Genomic DNA, 16,386 nt, shown 5'->3' with positions numbered 1-16,386 from the left:
TTTCGCGCTGTCTGCCCCATCCAGACCATCAAGCGCTTCGGTCGCTTCCCTCATCGTAATGCCATTCTCGGTCCGGAGACGACGCCGGCCGAAGCCAGTTTATGGCTGAGAGCGCGTGGGCGCCGAATTAGGCTGAAGGACGACCGAAGCCTCCGCTCACGCAGTGTTGCTTGGGGGATGAAATGAGGACTGGGCACCTCTTGGGTCCCATTCGCCAAAAATCAGAGGCTCAACTGGCGACCGCAACGAAATTGCCCAACGGGTTCAGTTTAACGGCATCCTGAAAGTGAAGCGGGTCTCATCGGAACCCGATTCGACTTCGATGCGTCCGCCATGCGCTTCCGCGATCTGTGCGGCGATGTATAGACCAAGCCCAAGACCCTGCAAGCTCGTCTCCTCCCCGCGATGGAACGGCTGAAAGAGGCGCTCCATGGTCTGGGGCGCGATCGGCTGCCCCCCATTTGTCACCGCGAGATTGAAATGGCCACCCTCGATTTGCGCGTCGACGACGATGGGCTTTGCAATGTCGCCATGCGTGATCGCGTTGCCCAACAGATTCGAAAACAGTTGCGCAAGACGCGCACGGTCAACGTCGACTGCCTCCGAGAGATCGAAGCGCATGTCAATCTGGTGATCAGGATGCCCTGCTTTGATTTCGTTGACCACCTGCGCGAGCAATGGCTCGATCCGTTCTTCCTTGGACTTCGTCAATCTTATGCCGCCGCCAAGACGGCCTCGGGCGAAGTCCATTAGGTTATCGATCAAGCCGCCCATGCGACCGATGCTCTCGCTCATCAAGCGGAGGATTCGCACGGACTTCGGGTCGGTATGGATGGTCCCAAGCATGCGCACGCCACCGTCGATAGCCGCCAGTGGATTACGCAAATCGTGCCCTAGCACCGCGATGAACTGTTCGCGCAACAGTGAGGTCGCCGCAGTGTCGTCAGCGCGATGTTCCGCCGCCTCTATGCGGTCCTCGGCATCCAGGTGATGAGCGACCAGCTCGGCAAAGAGCGTAAAGGTCCCAATGATCTGGGGATTGTTTACCGCGTGAGGGTTTGGGTCGATCGCGCATAATGTGCCGAAGAACCGGCCATCTGAGGTGATGATTGGCACTGAAATGTAGCTCTGAAGGCCATAGAGCCGTGGGGTATAATGGTCGCAATATTTTGTATCCTCTGCCACGTTATCGATGGCGATGACTTCGTGATGCTGCCGAACCTCATGGCAAAGCGTCGTCTCGACCTTCAGCTCTCCGCCTGGTGGGAGGCCAAAGGCAATGTTGTCTAGTACCTGGCAGGCGATCCAGCGGTCGTTTGTGACGCGCGCTATTGCCGCAAAGCCCATTCCCGTAGCGCGGCAAACGACATCGAGAATGGCCGGCACCGCGGCGATGCGCTGCACTGTTTCAATGTCATGTTGTAAATCGTGTTCCACTGGATTGCCGATCGGATTCGCTGCCATCGAAACCTTTAGCAAGCAAGGTCCGATAAGTCATGATCGGAACGTTATCAAAAGATCGACGGCGCTCGTCAGCATCGTCTCCAACGCGGGATTGAACAGACCAGGTTCTGGAACGCGATGACGGCGATCTCGGTGTGAAGCGTGAACACGACATGGACATTGCCGAATGGCGGCAGGTCGGCCTCGCGCTGCACTAGCCACGTGCGTGCCGCCGGGCCGTGGCACTCCGGGCAGTGCCAGTTGCGGCAAGAGTTATGGGCGATCCGCCAGGTCACCATCAACAGAAGTCTTCATGGGCCTCGACGTGAGCGCCGAGCGTCGAAGTGGGCAATGCTCGATCGCCGACATGACCTTGAGCTGTGCGACGCTCCGGTGCCCTTTATGGGTGCCCGACACGCGGGCCTGGCAGCGCCGCGGCCACCACCGATCATGCGACCCTCGGTTCCCGCAAACCCGAGAGCTAACCTGCTGAGCGCTGGACGGGATCAGGTAACCGATGCACTCCCAGTGGTTACAGAGGCCGTTCGTTGGAGATAGGTCTTTCAGCCTCGCACATTCTTTGCATGGCAGCGATGGAACGGGACGTCGCCGTACTCGAGACCGCGCTGCCGGCAGCAGTCGGGCACACCGATCTGGCCAAGGGGAACGGCGCCGTGACAAGTCAATAGGCACTGGCATAGAAGGGGTCGCGCAGCCTCAGCTGACCTTCACCGCATTCATCGCCGCAGTCTTGCCCAATACTCTTTGGGCAAGGGCACAAGCGAACGTTGATGGAGCGGCTCACAACGCTGATCAGACGCTGTCAGGGTCATCATACCGAGCCAGGTAGGATTGGATAATGCGGTCGAGAGCCGCCCTGGTCACCTTGTTATAGCTTTCGGAGAACCCAAGCGATGCGACCATTTTCCAGTGGCCGTACATCAAGCTGACGAAAAGGTGCCCAATCTCCCGGCAGGCATTCTGACTGAGGCCTGGGTTGGAAATCTGGACTTCGTAGGCGATCGTCCACTGGAGCTCGCTGTACTGATCGTGGAGGTTCATCTTCAAGGCACTCGATCCCGCTGCCAAGGAAAACAGCGCGTCATAAACCTGGTCGTCAGCAGGTTTCTTGAGGTCCTTGCGCGACAGGAAGTTGAAATAGAAGTCGAGAAACAAGGACAAGCGTTCGGTAGCCTTAGCCTCAAGAATGCCCGTCGTCAGAAGTTCACGATATTTCGACGCCAAGGCGTCAGCCAGGGCCACCATCAAAGATTCCGGTGTTGGAAAGTAATGACGGATCAACTGCCGCGACATATCCGCTTCCTTGGAGATGTGATCGTAGGAAGGCATCGGCAGCCCGTGCTTCTTTATGGCCTGGAACGCAGCCTCGAGGATTTCGGGTTTTCTGACTTCGGAAATAGGTTTCGGCATGTGACCCGGTAGTTATGGGAAGCACTCAACGTGCGGCATTTAACATTGGATTGCGTCGTCAGCATGGATAAATCGCGAACCCCGCCCTCTGGAGTTCTGTTGCGCAGGACACGCTAGAGGGTCCAGTTGGAATATGGCCTCGCTTGCTGACCGTATGCAGCACTTACTTCGTTTGCGGCGCAGATGTTAGCCTGCTTGAGGGGCAAGCGCTGTCACACGCCGCGTGTACTGGCAATGACAGCTTTTGAGCCTCGCGCCTCGTGGTGCCCTTCAATTGGTGAGCCAGTCACGCAGACTTCTTCCCGCAGGAACGAACGCGACATTTCTGTCGACCAATCCCGTTATGCCTCCCACCCCCTTCTTGACGGCGTTCTGCCAGAGCGCAAACTGGTTCCAGCCCCCCACTAACTGTGGCGCTGTGCTTCGCGGGGCCGCGCCGCCATCTGCGGTTTGTGGACCGTAGTGCGCGATCCACAATTTGTAGGTGGCAGAAAAGGCCATGCTGTTGGCCATGTTGTGGTTCCAGAAGGACGGATAGGTATAGATCAGCGGTCGAACGCCAAAGGCCTGCTCGAGAAGTGACAGGAAAAACTGCAGGGACGCGGACGCCTGCGCGGCCGAGACACCGGCGGGAAGCGATTCAATGTCGACCATGGGCGGCAGCTCACCCGGTCCACCGGCAGCCTGCAACGTGTTGATGAAATGGTCGACCTGGCCCCGCATCTGATCGGGCTGGCCATGAGCTCTGAAATAGTGATAGGCGCCGCGCGGCAAATGCCCCGCTGACGCTGCCCAGTTTGCGGTGAATCGGTGGTCCGTGCCGGCGTCGTCGTGCGTGGCGCGTATATAGGCGAAGCCCGCAACTTCACCATCCGAAGTGCCTTGTGTTGCGACCTTGGTCCAGTCAATTTGGCCTTGGTAGGTCGAAACGTCGATGCCAATCACCTGCTCGAAATCAGCCCCGACGACGACCGGTCCGGTCAGCGAGACAGTCGTCTGCCCGCTTGCCCGGTCCCAGGAAATCAGGCCGCGTTGGAAATCGCTCGTTCGGCCGATCGCCTTCAACCCGCCAGCGCCGTTACCAACAAGCGTATCGTATTCGCCCGAGACAGGATAACCGAGAGCACCCTGCGGCCCTCCCTGCGCAAGATAGGCAGCCAGAATTGCTCCGTAGACCTCATGGGCGCCGGTGGCGGCATGCCAGTAGATCGTGACAGGGCCGATGGTTGAGGCGAAGGTGAAGAACCTTCCTGCGAAGTCCGGTAACGGGATCTCTATTACGGGAAGGTCGGGCACAGGAACAAACCCTGCTGCCTTCAGCTGCGCATATTTGTCTGCGATTGTAACCATCAGATTCTCCTTTTCAGGTGCCAGGGCCCGCTTGGTGCGGCGCGTAGGCAGCCCGTTGCGCGTTACCCCTCACCGCTTTCCTCCAAAACGTCGAACATGATATTGCGCGCCGGCGGTCCACGCAGGATGCGGCGCTGTCGTTCGATCCACAAAACCGGCTGGCCGTTTATATCGCGCGCAAGTCGCCATCGCCGCTCAAGCTCGATGCCTCCGCCAGACAATGCGGCAGCGGCCACGCGGTGCAATGCTGGCGCGTCGGGCGTGCCAGCTTGAAGAACCCTTGCGCGCGGTCGGGGCAGTGGTTTTGGCCTCTGAAGGGAATAGTCGGCAAGCCCGCCTTGCACATAAGTCGGCCCTCCCTCCTCCTTATGGTCGAGCGTGTAGGGGTGCCAATGCGTTTCAATGCCTTGTGCCGGCTTGTAGGCGTAGTCTCTCGGTTTGGTGAGGTCTCCTGAAGGTTGGCTTGGCGGATAGGGCGGGTTCGCGTTGTCCGAAGCGAGAGGACCGCGCGCGGCTTCACGCGCATCAACAATTCGCTCAAGCGCCCACGTCACGTTGGAGTGCTCATCGACGCCGAACTGCACCCGCTCGATCGCTTCGCTCTCCAGTGGTCCTTCTGCCACCAGCCACAGCACGAGATCGTGCTGACGGAGCCCCGCGCAGCGAAACAGCGAGAAGTCCTCAGGAGCGTGCAGTCCAACATGGCGCAAGGCACCATCTTGGAGCGTTTCCTGCGAGCTGTAGATTTCGCCAAACGCGTCCGTCACGGTCACCGATTCAATCGCAGCAACCATGCCGGCATGAAGCGTGACCGGGAACAAGAACCAGTCATCGGAATGGGAAAAGATCAGATCCACAAGCAGCATGGTCGCAAAATGTGCCGTGTCTGGCGCATAGCCGCCAATGTCGACGGCTGCGTCCTCGATCTCCCAAAACCGGCTCAATGGTGCTGCGGGGTATTCCAGAGGCGTCGGCACAAGCACGAGGTCAAGTGGCGACGACGGCTCACCGGTCGCCGATGACGGTTCTCCATCTGCAGAATACCAGTCCAGGGGTCCACCCCGGTGATCGCGCACGGCCAATATGCCCTCGGGAGTGTCGAACGTCGTGGCGTAAGACAATAGCTGCGGGTCCCAATGGTCAGGACTGTCCTGCGCCGGTGCGTCGTGGCCAAATGCTCCAGCGCCGATCCCGAGCCGCTGTCGCGACAACCAGACCGCGCGCCCATCCACCATGCCATCGAACGCTGAATAGGGCGGCGGTGGATCTCGAAACCGCATGGCCGGCATTTCCGCAAGCCCCAGTTCTGAACTGGTCGCAAGCCTTGCCCCGACCCGGATCCGCCTCCCCATCGTCCACCAGTCCTCAAGTTCGGATTCTACAAGTGCCTCTGCCGGCACCATGGCCGGATCGAAGGCAGGATTGCCGTCAAGCGGTGCAATCGGCTTACGCGAGACCGAGCATTCAACCTTCACCGGAGATGTGGCGTTCTCGCCTTGATGCTCGCCCATCTGCCACTGGCGGGCAAGAAACCAGACCGGGTCGTGTAGACGGGCGGCAAAGCCATTATCCAGATCGCGCGCTCCGCGTCGCGGTTCGAGCCTGTGATACATATCTACACGCGAAACCATGGCCGCTACCTCGTGTATTGCGTGCCGTCGAGCATGACCCGAAGGGGGCCCGACGCTTGAAGCCACAGTGATGATTCGATCGGGTTCGGGGCACCGTCCTGCGGCCGCGCAGCGCGCGCATGCGCCAACCGCCGCGTCTCGATGACGGTTTCGAGTATGTCTTGTGGCTGCATGCGATGGTCGGGTTTGGCAGGGACACCCAGGATGATGGCCTGAGGCGCACGAGCCGCAGGGGCATTGAACCCGAAGGCAGCATAGGTAGAACGCTGCGGCATCGGCACTGCCTCGCTGAACTGATCCACCAAGCCGACCGCGACGTGCGAGCCTCCAAATGCGTCGGCTGCGCCAAAGGCGTGAACGAGCCGGCTCATTGAGAGCGAGGCGAGATCTTCGGCTCGTGCACGCTGGTTGTCGGCTATCAGCTTTGTCCGCCAAGGATCGCCAGGCGGAGCCGCCGTCCAGGCAGCAAGCGGCTCGAACCGCTTCATAGCCCACGCTTCAAGCTGAACGGCTTCGAGCCGCGCCAAGGACGGTCGTACCGCCGCGATTACCGACAGCCAGTCGGTGTCGAGCGCAGTTTCCGGCTCGGCACGCAACCCGCTGCGCTCGCGAAGTGTCGCCACGGGCCAACATGCGGTCACGGCAATCCTGCCGCCAGGAAGCAGAAGCTCCGAGATGGCACGCGCCAACACCGTCGCAGGCACTCCCTCCAAGGTGGCTGGGTCCGGGGCCTGGTTGATGCGCGCAATGAAGGTCGCCCTTGCAGCGTTCAACAGGCTGGCTAGCGCGTCATGCGCTGGTATCACCTCGTCAAAAGCGGCGCCTATCAACGCGTGCCGAAGCGTCGGCTCCGCCGGACCGACGACGCCCCACGCCAGGGCCTGGCGAAGATAAGACACGACCTTTACGGGATCGTTTTCCGCGACCCCTTCCGCCAGCACAGAGCAAGCAGCGTGAACACCGAGATAGCGCCGGGCGAGCTCCTGGCTGATCTCGAGATCCACCTCTGCATCAGCCGGACTGTCCGGCACAGCCGAGATGTCGGTTGCGACTGCCGGTTGCGCGGCAAGCATTCCAATTGCCTGACGCATCAGCCGATGTCCGTCGAGCTGCGCAACAGTGGCATCCGGCTTGCCCAGGCGCGCGCGTGCCGCCTCGGCAAGAAAATCCTCAGGTATCAAGACGGCTTGGAGCGGGGTCAGGCCGAGCTCGGCGATCGTCACATCCCCTTCAGCGTCGCCACCGCCATCCTTCCATCGCGCGCGGATGACCCACAAAGACGCATCACCAAACCGCTCGGACAGGAATGCTGCAAGCGATGCATCGGCAATCTCAATCGGCGCACCGTCTGTCGCTGCTGGGCGATATTGGATGACCGACACGGTGCTGGTGACAAGGCGGTAGCCGGATGGCGGTGTCTTGACAGCGTCGAAGGATGGGGGGCGGGCAAAGCCCGCAGCAGCGTCCATGGCATCTGCGGCAAGCTCGGGGTGACCTGCAACGACGCTGAAAACGCCCTCGACCAGAAGCAGATCGGCGAAGGCTTTCAGACCTTCGTCCAAAGCGACAAGGCGCTGTCTTTGTGTGTCGCGGACGAAATCGTCATCCGAAAGCACTCCGGCAAGGTTCCCCGCCAGAAGCCCCTCAAGAGCTTCCATCCCCTGGCACACATCGCGCGGGTCCGGTCTCTCGGGGCGAAGTGGCTTTAACGCACGCAGTCTTGCAATCCGGTCACGGCCCGCGACAATCTCCTCGACGCGGCGACCGACAACCTCATAGAGGTGGAAGTCGAGCCTGATCTCTTGTGCGATTTCGAGGGCCGTCCGCACGCAGGCGGAGTCTAGCTGGGTGCGCCAGATGTTCTTGCCGTCCGCACCCTTCTCACCTTCTGCCTGAAGCTGCTTGTCGCGCATCACGATACTGGCGAGCGCCTGAGTGTAGGAAGGCGCGTGGAGCCTGCCTGACCCGTTCGGCCCTGGCTGGCCGATGAACGGGCCATCGAGCCAGCCATAGGCGCCGAGCCGGTGATGTGCTCGCCCGCTCTCGAGCTGCGAATTCAGTCGGTGCCATGCAATCCCGGTCGCCCAAGGATCGAGACGATGGGAGGCGGTATCGAGCGTCGCGCGCAGGGCCCGATCCAGATCAGCATGCTCGTTTTCGGGCATGTCGAGAACCCCAACTGTCTCGCCGGGATGGTAGGGGTCATCGTCCTCACGTTGGAACTCACTCAGCCGGGAGGCAAGGTTCATGACGTGATCCCGGTGAGCCAAAACGAGCTCTGCGGCCGGTTTCTCACCGAGGCCGTTCTGCACCGCCCAGTCGAAACCCATCTGACCTCGGGCAAGAGGTGTCCACTCATCCGGATCGTCCCACCACACCGGGTTGACCAGCGTTTCGGCAGGCGACTGGTGAGACTGCATGTACCAAGCCTTGGCCGCCATGGCAGACCAGACCATCAGCCGGATCAGCAGGCTGTCCGGCACGATGGTTCGTTTGCCTTCGCCAAACAGATGCTCGCCGAACATCTCCGATTCGAGCGTGTAGAGCTTGTGGAAGAAATCCTTGAGCGACATCGGCAACATCCGCTGGGCACCGATCAGTGGAAGCGTCAGACGCTGCGCGTCCCACACGGCAAGGTAATCTCTCGTCGGATCCCCTCCCACGACGTCGGCCGCAGGCCGCCACAAGGATGCCGCCACCTCGTTGAATTGAGCCTGCGCCCCCGGTGCGAGGATGGGAGCGAGAATCTCGGCCGGCACGAACGTCCTGTAGTCGTAGTCGGCGCTGACCCCGGTGCGTGCAAGCCGGTCCAAAAGGTCTGTTTCGTCCGCCCCGCTCACTGCGGCGCTGTGCTCGGCTGCATGCGCGCGCTGCTGGATAAGCAGCACAAGTGAGCGGACAAGACGTTCCTCGGCCGCATCAAACGTGTCCCCCGCGGGCTGCCAGCCTTCGAGCACCATGACAGGCAGGAGCCCATAAGGCTGTGTGTCGATGCGTAAAGGCGCCAGCGGACCCTCAGGCGCGACCCAGTGATTGGCCCAGTTCCACATGTCGTGGGCCTCGTCCATGCGGCCCCAGACGTCGCGCATCCAGTGCCCCCACAAAGCCGGCCAAAGCGCCTGGACAAGTTCGCGGCTGCGGCCCGTGAACGTGTTGCCACCAGGAATGTCGGCGACAGCCTCGCCGCTTCCACAAAGAGCCCGTGCGGTTGCCTGGGTGCCAGAGCCCCGCAGATCGCACATGCGGTTGACCGCCACCCGGCGCCAGGCCACCGGATCCTTCCCAAGATCCGCTGCCTCGCCGCCTTCGATCGAATTCGTCGCAGCGCCCGGCTGAAGCAACCCCATGACACCGGCATTGGCATGGCCGCAGAACAGCTCGTTCGCCGGTTCGTCACCGACACCGTAGACATAAAGTGCTGCAATACGCTCGGGTCCCCATCCCGGCGGCAGCCAAAACTCTTCTCCCAGACCCACCGCCTTGGCCGCCTGCCAGTCTGTCAGCCAGTTGGGCCCTGCCTCCTCCTCGCCCGGCATGACGAGCGGGATGTCACTGTTCTTTGGGATCAGAAATCCGACATCGAGACGCTGGCCATCAAAATCAAAGGCGGTGATGGCAAGTTCGGGAGGCAGACCGGCAACATGCGGCGGTGGGTTGTTTCCAATGCGTTCGTCGGGAACCGTGCACACGAAGGCGCCATCCAGCAATACAGGCGGAAACGCGGCAACCAGGAACGCCGCCCGGGCCGCTCCGACCTGATCGCACAATTCAGTCCAAGCGATCGCACCTTCGCCCTGCGCCTCCCCCGCCAGCCATTCGGCGGCGATCGTCGAAGGCACTATTTCCAGGCTGTGCGACCGTTTCCAGAATGCGACCAGACAATCTGCCTCGATCTGGCTTACCTGGGGCCCATGGCGTTGAATGGACGGTTCATCTGGCGTGGCCCTGACAAGCAGCCTCCACTGTGATCGGTCCTCGGACTTGAAAAGCGTCTCGAGCCTGAGCGGCAACAAAACCGCCACGTCCCGAACGGGATTGGACCGCTCGCCTTCGCGCAGCCACGCGCCCAGCGCGATACCGGCAAGTTCGATCTCCGCATCCTCGCCTGCTCGCTCCCGCACCATACGAAGGAGGTCATGGCGCGTTGCAGAGCTGCGCGGCAACGCTTGCAATTCAGCTGCAGTCCCCTCAGTCAGAGAAGGTGCCAGATCAAGCGCACGCAAGGCCGGATCCTTTCCAGCGGCCTCCCGCATTCCGCTCGTCTTGTCCCAGGTCCAATCCGCCATCAGCATTGAGACGAACACATCACAGACTTCGTAGCGGTCCGTCCGCAGTTCCTGCTGCTCCTTTTGCAGATCAGCCAGCAGTCTGCGCCGCAAGACGCCATTGAAATCGGAGTAGGCGAACTTGCCCTGCCTGGGGGCAAGTGCCGCCTTCCCCTTCAAGGGCCCGCCAATCGCCTTGATCGCTGACGCAACCAGCGCCAGCCTGGCGTTGCGATATGCAAATCGCATCATGGGGTCTCTCCCGCCATTGCTTCGAGAGCACTGCCGCTGATCACAACACGTGTGGGGCGGTCGATCGTCTCCTTGGCGAACAAGGCTGCATTGCTGCCGGCAGAGCCGCGATCGTTGCGAAACCGCAGCTCGGCCGGCGGCTCGTCGAGGACCAGCCAGTATTGTTCGAGATTTGATGGGTCGACGTCGAAGGCGAAGAAGACCAGATGCGGCATGATCTCACCTTGGAAGATCGGCCCGAAATACCGCCTTGCGTCGCGATCAAGAGGTGCCTCCTCGAAATTCGGCTGGTCGGCCAGTAGCGTATCGAGATCGGCTTCGGCGAGCCCCGCTGGCGGGCGCACGAGATAGACCAGCGTCGAGGGATAACGACGAAACAGTGATGTGGAAAAGGCGATCACCAGGTCCGTCTTTCCCGTCTCGTCGCCCGATTTGAATGCCTGGTGCGACAGGTCACCGATATCGTCGGCCTCAGGCGCGCCTGCCGGTTGTGATGGCCAACTGCCAATCGGCTGAATGTCGGCGTCACGTTTGCCGGTGGTGTAATCGACATAGCCCCAAAACATCCTGAGCGGCGTGCTGACCCGGGGCGCCGGCAGCCCGCGCCACCGCATCTCAGCGAGAAATTGCGTGTTGAGCCCGACCATGAAGGCGTCAATGAAGGTCGGATTGGTTCGCAAGGCGACAATGGAATCGGTCTCCATGTCGCTCACGCCTGGGAGCAGCCATTCGCGCTCGTTGTTTCTCAACAGCGTCCAAGCCGGATAATCCAGGCCGATCGGCGCCTCGGGTGGAGCCAGTGATCCCAGTTCCAGTCCCTCAATCGTGCTTTCCACCCGAGCGCGTGCGATCGGCTGCACAGCGGTCGGGTCGATCGCCGACGCCACAGCCGCGCAAAGACCATCAATGTTCACCGCTCGCCGGGGATCAGGTGGGGACGGGTGCGGCAGCATGCCAACGAGCCAGAACCACTCCTTGCCGCCGCGACACGCGTTCAGCGCACCGATCAGCAGATCGCGTTCGAGGATGGCTGGCCACGGCGACAGTGAATCAAAGTACATCTGTATGAAATCGCGGCATCCCAGCCCAAGCACCTCCTCGACAAGCTGGATGAAGTAGTCCCTGACCTCATCCGTGTTCGGCTGGCCGTGAAACTTCTCGATCAGCCCCCAGGCGTCTTCGCCCAGCTTTGGCAAAGCTGCGCGATCGGCCAGAGTGGGTGTGCCGAGTTTCAACGATGCGAGGTCGGCGTGGGGAACGCCTTCGGCAGGACCATCTGGAGAAACAGGCAGCTGGTTGGCGGCTTGTAGGAGCGCCACACGATCCACCCGGCTCTTGCCGGCTGCGCGCGACCGCGCTGTGGTCTTCCGGGTCAAGCGCATTCCGGCACTGGAAAAGAGACTGCGCTCCAGAACGCTTCGCTGCGACGTCACCTCGTCAAGCACGGTCCCGCCTGTGTCGGCCATCATTCGCGACATCGCCGGCCCGAAGATGCACAGGCGACGTTCGGGTGCCTCCGGCAGCCGCCGCCGCCAAAGACTGGACGACATGCCAAGGCCAAGCGCCAGAAAGGCGATGCGCTGGGCCGCATCGTTCAGCGCTCCCGCCTGCTCCACGGCGGCAGCCATCAACGGTTCCTGGCCGACAATGCCCATCTCGAGCCCGAGGCCGGATACGCCGCGATGGCGTGGATCGTCATTTATGCTGCGCGTCCACTGCACCGCCTCGGTATCATGCACCCAAAGACCGCCGTAGCGCGGCAGTTGCATGATGTCTCGCATGGGCGGCGGCGGCGCCTCGTGCGGTTCGGCTGCATCCTCGAGCTCCGAATTGATCTGGCGGAGATCGGCCCGCGCTATGTCAAGCTCGGCAGTCTGATCGGGAAGGTCCGCCAGAGATGTGATGGCGCCGCCCAGCTTCAGCGTGACGTCGACATCTGCAACCGGGCGTGCATAACGCACATTGGCGACGCCCAGGCTGCCTGCGCGCCGTACGCGTAAGGCAGCCGCCAGAGTTTCGAAATCGCCCTGTTCCCCGGTCTGAAAGCGCCAGCTGTGAAGCACCGCAAGGTGCTCGCCGACAAGCTCGCCATCTTGCCAGGCCGGATGGCCGGCCGCATCGAAGGCGGGAACGACTGCAGCGACATATCTGCGCAGCGGCAACAGCCGGCGGGGCGACAACAGGCGCGCGATGGCGGATCCATCCTGGCCGTGAACGTGTGCCCAGCGATAAGATTCGCCAAGCGGGTGGGCATCAAGAACCGCCTTGGCGGGAACGACCACACCACCGCGTACGTCAAGTTCCGACGCTTCGCCCACCAAAAGCACGATCCAGGGCCGCAATCGTGTGCGGATTCCTCCAGGAGCCTCGGGTTCAGGGACCGCGGGGCTGTAGCGCCACGGCAGGTCCGGTTCGGCAAAATCGATGTGGACGAACTTCGTCGTCTCGGCATCCGCGGTCGCGGGGCGTGGCGCCGTGTGGCGGATCGCTTCAGGCTTCAACGCCGAGACATCCGCCGCACTTCTGAACGCAATGGGAACGGGAAACGCCCTTGGCGGAGCGTCGACAGCCGGATCGTCCAGTGTCATCGCAATCGTCCCGCTCAACCGGCCCTCGGCGAGCGTGGCGTTGTCCATCAAACTCGAACGGCGCCAGCTGTGAAAGGTCATCGTCGCCATGTCACAACACCCCTTGAAGCGAAACAGTGACCGCCATTGCCGGCTGCGCGGTTCCCCCGCGCTCGCGGGCCGTCATGAACGCCTGGGTGGAGGGCAGCGCTGTCGCCACCTGCGATCCGTCATTGGCAAAGGCATTCCATTTTTCCGCAACCGCTCTGACGCGCGGGCCGCCGGAGGTCACGCGGGCACCGCCGGACCGCTCGGCAGCCGCGCCAGCAAGTGCGGGGGAAACATAGCTGCCTGTAAACATCCGACTGCCAAGAAACCTTCGCTTCGGCAATTTGACGATGTCGATGGTCACGTCATACGTCACGTCGTCTATGGTTGTGTGGCGGCCGCTGCCTAGCCGGACGCCGGACTGCAATTGTACAAACCGTGTATTGTTGAGCGCCTGCGCGTCCGACACGTCCATGAAGCTGCCGGACCCAAACCAGTCGTCTTCCACAGTGGTGTCTGCAGCGACCAGGTTGAGTCGATGCGCCTGCCCGTTGATCCCACGCGCCAGCGGCGCCCCTTCGAAGCGTTGCAGGTCATGGCCCAACGGTGCACGCTTCTGCTCCCAGATCACCGGTCCGGTCACGCCGACCACTGCACGTCCACCAACCTGCACGGGCGCCTGCGGCCTCAGTGCTACCGAAACGTCTTCGCCTTCGGCGCGGATGTTGGCTGGATTGACAAATTCCGGCGCCATCAATGCGACCAGATCGAGCGGTGCGCGCAAAAGGTCGCCGCCTGCGCTGCCGAAGCGAATGGTGACGTCCTTGGTGATGCGCACGAAAAGCACCTTCACCGAAGCGCGTGCGTTAAGAACCAGCGGTCCTGGACCGCTGAGGTTTCCTGTCACCCGCACGCCGCAAAGCGAGACGCCCTTCACCTCGACATCGAAACCAGCATCGACGCGAGCCGTGAATCTGAACGGATCATACTGGGCCATCGCATCGAAGCGGAACCAGCCATGGGCCGCGATCGGTCCGAGCCTGACGCCCGCCTCCACGCCTGCTCCGATCTGGAACGTGTTGCTGGTCAGCGCAAAATAGGTCTCGAGCTTGAGCCATGCGAGCGAGACCGAGGTGCTCGTTCCAGCCCGCGCCAGCGCTGGAAGCTCCAGTCCACCGGGATTGAAGGAGGGATGAAAACCACCGACGCTGAACAGGAAGTAGCCATTGTCGCCATAGGCAATGCGTAAGGCGACCCCGCCCGTCACCTTGAAGACCTGAAGCACCTGCGAGTTGACGAGAGCGGCATCAAAATAGATCAGGCTCTTGACCAGATCGACACCGCCGACAAAATCCACACGCAGGTACACAAGTGCTGCATGTTCGCTACCAATGACCAGCCGTGCCGAGCCTGCGACAAAAATCTGGCGCGGTCCCGGCAGTTCGATGAAGAGGCCGGCATCCAGCTTGAAGAGCTCGAGCCACGATATCCTGAAGGTCGGGCCGATCAGGAAGACACCGCGTGCGGCTGGAAACAGCCGCGGCAACTGCCTGACCACTGACAGACCGCTGCGAGCGGGATCGTCGCAAAAAAGGATGTCGGCACTGGTGCCGCTTACAATTTGCTCGCGAAGCACGTCAGTATCTGCCCGCCGATTGATGCCGACGACCCCGCCCACCCCGGTGACCGCAAAACCAAAGCCGATCTGTACACCTGGCATGGGCAGACGCACGCCAAGCACCCCGACGAACGCAGCTGCGTCGTCCGCCTTTCCAAAAAGCGCAAACGCGCCGACCCCGATGCCGATGACATTGAGGGCCAGCCCGCCGGCAAATTGCTGGTCGGCGAGCGTGGCAAGCATGCCACCGCCCGACACCGGCCCCGCCTCGAGAAAAACGGCGACTTGCGTTGGTGCATAACCACCGAAGGGCGCGCTGTCCCAACGGCCAAACCATCCCCCTATCCCGTCCGCTGCGATCGTGAGCGGACCGAACCGCCCGCTCGCGCCTGCCCTCACCCCGATGCGCGCTTCCAGACCTGTCGTGGTAGGGCGCAGGTCAAGACGCGCAAGCACGTGGTCGATGCCCAGACCAGATCCCGCCGACCCGAGGTTCAGATCAAGCGGCAGCGGAAGTTCGACCCCGAACGTCCCATCGCCTCCTGCTTCCATCTGCAGGCCCTCATTTTGCCGGTAAAAGACCGACAGGTCCCCCTGCAGCCGGATCTCATCGGGCAGTGGCAGAACGTCGCCGAGCAGACCAAGATCACTCTTTGCCAATACGAACGCCACCTGTTCAACGCGCGCCCGGATGGAAAACAGCGGGGTCGGTGCCGGTGGTGGTCCGGCAGCCTCGAACCGGAAGGTGATGCCCATTGGTCCCGCCTCCACGCGGGTGCCATTGGGTGGGCCGACAATGGCCCTGCCTGCCGAAGGACGCCAATCCAGCTTGACGTCGAAACTCGTATCGTTGCCTTGCGAGCTATCAAGCTTGCGACCCGACATAACGAGCCGGAACGTCTTTGCCCCAGTTCCGGTGGTCGCGCCAGACATCGTCCAGCCGCCGCCCAGGTCGAGCGTGCGCGCGGCGAATTCCTCAACCTTGTTGAGCTTCAGCTCCAGGCCGAACCCTTCCAGGCGGTCGGCGTAGGGTGCTTCGGGACCAAGAAGGGCGATGGTGTCGCTGTCGGGATGCTGCCTTGCCCAGCTCACTCTTTCCAGCAACTGAGCATAGTCGAGCGAGGCACCGAACGGCAGGGCAATTCGCAACGGTGAGTTGATCAGCTCGGCAATCACTTCGTCCAGATCGACGACGCCGTCGCTGCTCGGATCCGGCAGCGCATCGAAGCCCTGGTCTGTGTATTCCATTCGCAGAAGCTGGGCAGGCGATGCCAGCAGTTCTGCAAACAGAATTTGGGCGACTTTGAAATCATCGATGTCCTGGACCCGCGTCAGCAGGCTGGTCAGGATCGCCTCGCCGGGGCTCTCGAGATAGCTGTCCAGCCTGTCCCATACGAAGGTGAAAGAATAGGCGCTCGATTGGTCACCCGGCTGGTAGTTGACCTTGATCAACCCGCTGGCGACAAGCGCCTCTGCAAGGCGGGGCGCCTTGACCTGGATTGCGCGGATGATGACGGTGTCGCGCAACTCGATGTCGCCGAGATGTTGCGTCAGGACCAACAGCCAATCGGCCGGGCCGTTATTGCCCGGCTCAAGGTGAACTGAGCTCAGTTGCCGGATGATCTCGGGAATATCGGAAAGTTTGCCGGGCGGCGGCGGCACATCTGCCCCTCCAACCAGATTGTCGGCGATAAATGAGACAACACTTTCGACAAGCGATTTCACGTCCGCCGCTCCCGATCCGGCAACCGATACGGTTGCAGCTCAATTCGACCATGGCT

The 16,386-nt window shown here is 61.8% G+C and carries 8 protein-coding genes; all 8 read right to left on the bottom strand.

What is annotated here, in order from left to right; all coding sequences use genetic code 11:
• Positions 1-264: 264 nt before the first annotated feature.
• The 8 genes from AAFN84_RS22165 to AAFN84_RS22130 all read right to left on the bottom strand — a co-directional run bounded on the left by AAFN84_RS22165 (position 265) and on the right by AAFN84_RS22130 (position 16,330).
• Positions 265-1,479: a GAF domain-containing sensor histidine kinase gene (locus AAFN84_RS22165; RefSeq protein ID WP_347516878.1), complete on the bottom strand. Its 1,215-nt coding sequence runs from the start codon at positions 1,477-1,479 to the stop codon at positions 265-267.
• 53 nt (positions 1,480-1,532) lie between these two features.
• Complete coding sequence (locus AAFN84_RS22160; protein ID WP_347516942.1) at positions 1,533-1,742, bottom strand: transposase zinc-binding domain-containing protein; 210 nt, start codon at positions 1,740-1,742, stop codon at positions 1,533-1,535.
• 514 nt (positions 1,743-2,256) lie between these two features.
• The gene (locus tag AAFN84_RS22155) at positions 2,257-2,874 is read right to left on the bottom strand and encodes a hypothetical protein (RefSeq protein WP_347516877.1); all 618 of its coding nucleotides are present in this window, start codon (positions 2,872-2,874) and stop codon (positions 2,257-2,259) included.
• Positions 2,875-3,144: 270 nt separating this feature from the next.
• Positions 3,145-4,224 carry a GH25 family lysozyme gene (locus tag AAFN84_RS22150; protein ID WP_347516876.1) on the bottom strand — a complete coding sequence of 360 codons (1,080 nt, stop codon included), beginning with the start codon at positions 4,222-4,224 and terminating at the stop codon, positions 3,145-3,147.
• A 62-nt stretch (positions 4,225-4,286) separates the two neighbouring features.
• Positions 4,287-5,306: a hypothetical protein gene (locus AAFN84_RS22145; protein WP_347516875.1), complete on the bottom strand. Its 1,020-nt coding sequence runs from the start codon at positions 5,304-5,306 to the stop codon at positions 4,287-4,289.
• A gap of 554 nt (positions 5,307-5,860) precedes the next feature.
• A complete protein-coding gene (locus AAFN84_RS22140) occupies positions 5,861-10,372 on the bottom strand; it encodes a hypothetical protein (RefSeq protein WP_347516874.1) in 4,512 nt (1,503 codons plus the stop codon).
• Entirely contained in the window at positions 10,369-13,050 is a 2,682-nt protein-coding gene (locus AAFN84_RS22135; RefSeq protein WP_347516873.1) for a hypothetical protein, read from the bottom strand. The genes AAFN84_RS22140 and AAFN84_RS22135 overlap by 4 nt, the downstream gene beginning before the upstream one ends.
• A gap of 1 nt (position 13,051) precedes the next feature.
• Entirely contained in the window at positions 13,052-16,330 is a 3,279-nt protein-coding gene (locus AAFN84_RS22130) for a DUF6603 domain-containing protein (RefSeq protein WP_347516872.1), read from the bottom strand.
• Between the last annotated feature and the right edge of the window lie 56 nt (positions 16,331-16,386).

Source organism: Mesorhizobium sp. CAU 1741 (assembly GCF_039839275.1).
GTDB lineage: Bacteria > Pseudomonadota > Alphaproteobacteria > Rhizobiales > Rhizobiaceae > Aerobium.
This window is presented reverse-complemented; position numbering and strand designations above follow the sequence as displayed.

Bases quoted from the DNA above. Each gene is read 5' to 3' on its own strand.
- AAFN84_RS22135 (WP_347516873.1), bottom strand. From the start codon at position 13,050: ATGGCGACGATGACCTTTCACAGCTGGCGCCGTTCGAGTTTGATGGAC.
- AAFN84_RS22160 (WP_347516942.1), bottom strand. From the start codon at position 1,742: ATGGTGACCTGGCGGATCGCCCATAACTCTTGCCGCAACTGGCACTGC.
- AAFN84_RS22150 (WP_347516876.1), bottom strand. From the start codon at position 4,224: ATGGTTACAATCGCAGACAAATATGCGCAGCTGAAGGCAGCAGGGTTT.
- AAFN84_RS22140 (WP_347516874.1), bottom strand. From the start codon at position 10,372: ATGATGCGATTTGCATATCGCAACGCCAGGCTGGCGCTGGTTGCGTCA.
- AAFN84_RS22155 (WP_347516877.1), bottom strand. From the start codon at position 2,874: ATGCCGAAACCTATTTCCGAAGTCAGAAAACCCGAAATCCTCGAGGCT.